The 6,683-nt window shown below is 35.8% G+C and carries 5 protein-coding genes; 4 read left to right on the top strand and 1 reads right to left on the bottom strand.

Annotation, left to right across the window (positions count from 1 at the left end; genetic code table 11):
• The first annotated feature begins 100 nt into the window (after positions 1–100).
• From BN2144_RS17030 to BN2144_RS17020, 3 genes are all read left to right on the top strand, one after another.
• Complete coding sequence (locus BN2144_RS17030) at positions 101–1,429, top strand: IS3 family transposase (protein ID WP_033826480.1); 1,329 nt, start codon at positions 101–103, stop codon at positions 1,427–1,429.
• 43 nt (positions 1,430–1,472) lie between these two features.
• Entirely contained in the window at positions 1,473–1,712 is a 240-nt protein-coding gene (locus tag BN2144_RS17025; protein WP_033829440.1) for a hypothetical protein, read from the top strand.
• Positions 1,713–2,237: 525 nt separating this feature from the next.
• Complete coding sequence (locus tag BN2144_RS17020; protein ID WP_230199764.1) at positions 2,238–4,244, top strand: peptidoglycan D,D-transpeptidase FtsI family protein; 2,007 nt, start codon at positions 2,238–2,240, stop codon at positions 4,242–4,244.
• A gap of 58 nt (positions 4,245–4,302) precedes the next feature.
• Here BN2144_RS17020 and BN2144_RS17015 read toward each other — a convergent pair whose 3' ends face one another.
• Complete coding sequence (locus BN2144_RS17015; RefSeq protein ID WP_033829408.1) at positions 4,303–4,917, bottom strand: RraA family protein; 615 nt, start codon at positions 4,915–4,917, stop codon at positions 4,303–4,305.
• 257 nt (positions 4,918–5,174) lie between these two features.
• Between BN2144_RS17015 and BN2144_RS17010 the strand changes: the two genes are divergently transcribed.
• Complete coding sequence (locus tag BN2144_RS17010) at positions 5,175–6,503, top strand: C40 family peptidase (RefSeq protein ID WP_033829407.1); 1,329 nt, start codon at positions 5,175–5,177, stop codon at positions 6,501–6,503.
• Positions 6,504–6,683: the final 180 nt, after the last annotated feature.

Here is a 6,683-nt window from a genome sequence, read left to right as displayed (position 1 = left end):
TAAAATGGTACCTGTAGGTAGGACACTTGAAAAAGAGGGTTTCACCTACAGGTATTTTTTTATATACTTGAATTTTAGAATATGAGGATTAGGGGACAACATGAGTAAAATAACTTTTTCAACCAAAGAGATAAAAACACTTCAACAGAATCCAAATATACATCGTGTCAGCGATCGGTCTATTACCTATACTGACGATTTTAAAAATAGATTTATTGATGAGTACCTAGCTGGCAAACTCCCTCGTCAGATCTTTGCGGAGAACGGTTTCGATGTGGACGTTATAGGAATAAAACGAATCGAACAGTCAGCCTGCAGGTGGAAAAAGGCCTATGAGAAGAATGGCTTGATTGGGCTTACGGATACGAGGAAAAACGCTTCCGGCAGACCCTTGAAACGTGAGCTTTCACCGTCCGAAGTGATTGAAAGACAAAAGGCAAGAATCGAACTGTTGGAAGGACAGGTTGAGCTGTTAAAAAAGCTAGAAACGACAGAAAGGAGGCTGCTAAACTCAAGCGAAAATCTAAATCCGAATAATGCATATCAATTGATTCAGGAGACCATTGAACAAAATGGATTTAAGGGGATGACCAGGTATCTATGTGGCCTCTTAGAGGTATCCCGGTCTGGATATTATAGCTACCTAAAGGCTTCCTCTCTCCGGGAAGCAAAGGAGAAATTGGATCTTGAAGCGAAGGAAATCATTTTAAAGGCCTTTAATCGGCGCGGATATAAGAAAGGTTCACGCTCCATTAAAATGATACTGGAGAATGATTTTAACATTACGTTTAGCCGTAAAAAGATACAGAGAATCATGAGGAAATATGGAATCATCTGTCCTCACAGAAAGCCAAATCCTTATAAAAGGATCGCTAAAGCAACCAAGGAGCATCAGGTTGTTCCAAACAAGTTAAATAGGGAATTTAAGCAAGGAGTTCCAGGAAAAGTGTTATTAACGGACATTACTTATTTGCCATATAACGGAAATTCCATGGCTTATTTGTCAACCATAAAAGATGCGTCCACTAACGAACTCCTAGCTTACCATGTTTCTGATCGTATCACTCTAGACATCGCAACAAAGACGATTCACAAACTAATGAAAAACAAGAAGATTACACTACATAAAGATGCCTTCATCCACTCTGATCAAGGGAGCCATTATACGAGCCCCAGATATCAAAAGTTATTAAAAAAATATGGTCTAGGACAATCTATGTCCCGAAGAGGGAACTGTTGGGATAATGCCCCTCAAGAGTCTTTCTTTGGTCATTTAAAAGATGAAGTAGACTATCAATCTTGTAAATCCTTAAAAGAACTAAAAGCAAAAATAAATCACTATATGGTTTACTATAACAATTATCGATATCAATGGAATTTAAAAAAGATGACCCCTATTCAATATAGGAATCATCTTCTAGTTGCTTAACCTCTTTTTTTATTGTGTCCTTGACATAGGTACCATTTTAGGTATGCATCCAGATTTAAATAATGTTCAATTTTTTGAGGAGGATGAAAGAATTATTGGGAGACCGTTTGGTTTTTGGAGGCCATTTTGGGGGCGTCCGTTTTGGGGTAGACCATTTGGTTTTGGATACGGTTTTGGGTCCCCATTTTTAGGTGGAGTACTAGGTGGTGTATTAGGAAGTGCCTTAATCGGGCCATATGGATACGGATATGGCTATGGATACCCATTTTATCCTTATTGGTAATCAATTGATTGATGAAAATATAATATGTGAAATAGGAGCGGACAATGTTAAGTTGTTCGCTCTTGGTGTTAAATATGAATCTTTCTTGAGTTTTCAATAAGAAGGTTGTTTAGGATAAAAAAGGGCGAGAACTTTCCAATAGAAGAGTTCTCAAGGACAAAACGAACACAAAATCGGGGTGAAATGTCCTAGATGAGGGTTCTCAAGGGCAAAACGACCAAGAAAACAGGTTGAAATGTCCTAGACAAAGGTTCTCAAGGACAAAACGACCAAGAAAACAGAGTGAAATGTCCTGGATGAAGCTTCTCGAGGACAAATTACACGTAAAATCGAGAGGAATAGTCCTATAGAACCATTTTATCGATAAAGCGACCACAAATTACATGTAACCCTATTAAAAAACTAGAACCTCCTCATTTGTACAAACTTTTCAACCTTAAAAACTATGTATCAATATGTGTGTACTAAAAAAACGTGCATATAAATAGAAATAGATAATAATAGTTTGTTATGGAGGAGGATGAATTGAATCATAAGAAGTCAAAAAAAATAAGGTTGAGTATTCTTTTTACCGTCATATTCCTTTTTTTTGCTAGTCTAATAGTTAGACTTGGTTACGTTCAAATTATTAAAGGGAGTGAGTACACAGCCCAAGTAAAAAAAACAGAGGAAACAATCGTCAGTTATCCAGTACCTCGTGGGGAAATATATGACGCAAATTACAACTTAGTCGTCTATAATATTCCGGAAAAGGCGATTACATATACAGCACAAAAGAATCCGCAGCCAGAAGAATTCCTTGATTTAGCGAAAAGGCTTGCTCGACTAATTAAAATGAATGAGAAAGATGTAAAAAAAGTAACAAGTAGAGATTTAAAGGATTTATGGTTACTGGAACATAGCAATGGAGAAGAATTAATTAAAAAGAAAGAGTTAAAATTATATATGGAGAAAAAGTTAAATGATGAGGATTTATATGAATTAAAATTAAAAAGAATTAAAGACAACGATTTACAAAAAATAGATAAAAATATGGCAGCAATTTATCGAAAACTCTCAACGGCTATAGCTTTTACGCCAACTATAATAAAAAATGAAAACGTCACAGATCAAGAGTACGCAAAAGTAAGTGAAAACTTATCAGATTTACCAGGTATAGAAGTTACAATGGACTGGAAAAGGGAACGAGCCTATAACGATACGTTTTGGAATATGTTAGGAGGGGTAACTAGTACAGATGAGGGACTCCCCGCTGAGAAATTAGACGAATTTACTGCGAAAGGTTTTCAACGGAATGATCGGGTAGGTAAAAGTTATATAGAAGAACTTTTTGATGATATATTACAAGGCCAAAAGAAGAAAGTAAAAATGATTACTGATCGTCACGGTAAAGTAGTAGGTTCAGAGGAAGTGTTTGAAGGAAAAAGTGGAATGGATTTAATTCTTTCGGTTGACTTCAATTTCCAAGAAAAAGTTGAAAAAATAATCGAGGAAGAACTAATAAACGCGATAAGACAGCCTTACACAGATACGTTAGATACTGCGTTTGTTGTTGCTATGGAGCCAAAAACAGGTTATATTCACGCCATGTCTGGTAAAGTCTATAATCGTGAAACGGGAAAATTTAGTGACTATACTCCTGGAACGTTTACTTTTGCGTTTGAGCAAGGTTCAGTTGTAAAAGGTGCTACACTACTTGCTGGATATGCTACCGGAGTTCGAGATATTGGAGAGATGGAACTGGATGAAGTTATGCGAATTAGAGGGTCAGGGACATTTTCTTCCCATACTGTGATGAACCAAATTAATGATTTAACGGCTTTAGAACGATCTTCCAACGTTTATATGTGGAAAACAGCTATTAAAATGATGGGAGGTAAATATATACCGGATGGTCCATTAATTTATGATCCTGAAAAAATAGAGACGATACGATATTATTTTAACCAATTAGGTTTAGGTGTGCCAACTGGTATCGGTTTTCCAAATGAAGTAGCAGGACTAAAAGGAACAAATCAAGGTGCTTATTTCCAAATCGCAATTGGTCAACTAGACACATATACACCGATGCAAATTGCACAATATATGTCGACAATTGCAAATGGGGGCTACCGAATGAAACCACAGCTTGTTCGAGAAATTCGTGAAAAATCAAATAAAAGGGAAGATGGTCTCGGCAAACTTGTTGAAACAATTGATCCTGTTGTTCTGAATAAACTCGATATGACTGAGGAAATGATCCATCGTGTACAACAAGGTTTTTGGCTTGTTACTCATGGAAATCAAGGGACAGCAGCAAGTATTTTTCGTGGGGAGCCTTACAATGTAGCAGGAAAAACGGGTACATCGGAATCGATGAAAAATGGTATCAAGACGTGGAATCAGTCATTTGCAGGCTATGCTCCGTTTGACGATCCAGAAATTGCGATAGCGGTCATTGTACCAAACGCTTATCGTAATGGTGTCAAACAACCACATCGAGCAGCTATACGAATTAGTCAACGTGTTTTTCAAGCGTACTTTGAAAAATAATAAAGAGGGAATTGGCGGGCAGATTAGTAGCTGCTCGCCATCTTGATTAAAAAAACAATTACTTAAATAAATTTGCTAAATATTCACGTGCGGAATCTTCACTTTTTAATGCTTTTGCTTCCCGTTCTTCATCTTTCTTTAACTTATTCAATCCTTTATCTAAAATGAGTTTCGCTGACTCTTTTGGTATAGAGACAACACCATCTGCATCGCCAACAATAATATCTTGAGGTGAAATGGACACTCCTCCACAGGAAATAGGAATATTTATTTCGCCAGCTCCTCTTTTATGACTAGCAGCAACTGTAGACCCTTTGCAAAACACAGGAAAGTCTAAAGCCCGTACACCAAGTAAATCGCGAATGACACCATCGATGACAATACCTGCTATACCGACTTTTTTTGCTAAGCCAATAACAAAATCCCCGGCAATCGCACGATAAGTTTCGCCTTTTGCATCAATAACGAGAACATCACCAGGTTTAGCTTCCTTAATTGCTTTTAAAACTAATGAATTGTCCCCTGCTGGAACTTTCACTGTAAACGCAGGTCCCACTACTTTATATGACTCTTGGAGTGGTTTAATAGAAGAGTCAAGGTTATTCATCCCATCCATTGCATCTGAAATACAAGTTGTTGGTAATTCTCCTATTTGAGTTAATAATGTTTCCAATTAATAAGCCCCCTTAATAGTTTTTTGTAAGTACTACTCTAAATTTACTATAAAACTTTAAAAATTAAAACAGGAATGTGGAATGATTAAACAAAAAGTCTGATATTTCAAACGGTCAAGGATAGGCAATTAATACTAGTTACTATTACAAATAGATTACAAAAGTCCTTTCTATCTATCAATTTTCTACAAAAATAGATATAATGATTGTAAATTTAATAGAAAATTGTCTGTATATGGAAAAAGGGGAGGATTAAGTGAGTAGTAAAAAGGCTCTAGTTACAGTGACGGCCAGTGCTGCCATTGCATCGGCTCTATTTATGGCGAATGAGACTGAAGCAGCATCCCATAAAGTGCAGCCGGGCGATACATTATGGGCGATTGCTAAAAAATATAATACGAATATTTCACAATTAAAAGCGATTAATGGATTAAGTTCAGATATCATTTATCCTAATCAAGTACTAGAAACAAGTGGGACAAGCAAAAATATTGCAACATCAAGTTCAACAAAGCAAAATATCGATACAAAATCCACGTCTACTACTAATTACATAGTTCAAAAAGGTGATACACTTAGTGGGATTGCAGTAAAACATAAAGTATCATTAAGTAATTTAATGAAATGGAATAACTTATCAAGTTCACTAATATTTCCTGGAAATGTGTTGGTGATTCATAGTAGTGGAGCAACAACGACTACAGAAAAGAATACAGAAACACAAAATACCAACAGTAAAAATCCATCCCAAACAAATTCATCAACATCGGAAGGAAGTTCAACTTCTACTTATACGATTAAAAGCGGGGATACATTAAGTGGAATTGCCTTTAAGTTTAAAGTATCCATTAAAGATTTAATGAAATGGAATAATTTAGATACAACATTAATCTACGCAGGTCATCAATTAAAATTAAATGGCGTCACGGTTCCAAACGATTCTAAAAAGGAACAAGACAAAAGGAACACGAGTAGTAATGAAAGTTCTACACAATCCACAACTAATAGCACAAATACTGTATATACAGTAAAAGCTGGTGATACACTCTCAAAAATTGGAAAGCAATTTGGTGTCAGTGTTACCGATCTAAGAAATTGGAATAAGTTAAGTTCTAACTTAATTTATGTCGGCCAAAAATTAAATATTCAAGCTAATAATACTGCCGGTGGAACGAGTTCTGCTAAAAATACTAGCTCTCTATCACCAACATCGAATGGAAGTTACAATGTTAATAAATTACTTAGTGTAGCGAAAAGCCTATCAGGGATTCCATATGTATGGGGTGGGGCGTCTCCAAAAGGTTTTGACTGTAGTGGATTTATCTATTATGTATATAAACAAGCTGGCATGGACATTAAGCGATATTCAAGTGAAGGTTATTACGATCGATCCTATTACGTATCGAAGCCTCAATTAGGTGATTTAGTATTTTTTGCTAATACGTATAAAAAAGGTATTTCTCATGTAGGTATTTATGTTGGAAATAATTCGTTTATAAATGCAGGGAACAAAGGTGTTACGATTGTTAGTTTAGACAATTCTTATTGGAAAAAACACTTCGATAGTTTCAAACGTTTTTATTAACAACGATCCGACTCCAGTTACTTTAACTGGGGTTTTTATTTGGTCATAGATTTGTCGCATCATGGTTATATTTAAAAAGGGCTCTATAATAAATGTTGGGGTTTTCATACAATTTTGGTCAAAAAAAAAAGACACGCAACCCCGTCATTCTTTTATACTTGAATTGTCCAGAAACAAGTA

It is taken from the genome of Bacillus andreraoultii, assembly GCF_001244735.1.
Lineage (GTDB): Bacteria > Bacillota > Bacilli > Bacillales > Caldibacillaceae > Caldifermentibacillus > Caldifermentibacillus andreraoultii.
The sequence above is the reverse complement of the archived record's forward strand: the minus strand, read 5'-3'. Positions and strand labels throughout refer to the sequence as shown.

Excerpts from the sequence above, each read along its gene's own strand:
- BN2144_RS17025 (WP_033829440.1), top strand. The coding sequence starts at position 1,473 with ATGCATCCAGATTTAAATAATGTTCAATTTTTTGAGGAGGATGAAAGA.
- BN2144_RS17030 (WP_033826480.1), top strand. The coding sequence starts at position 101 with ATGAGTAAAATAACTTTTTCAACCAAAGAGATAAAAACACTTCAACAG.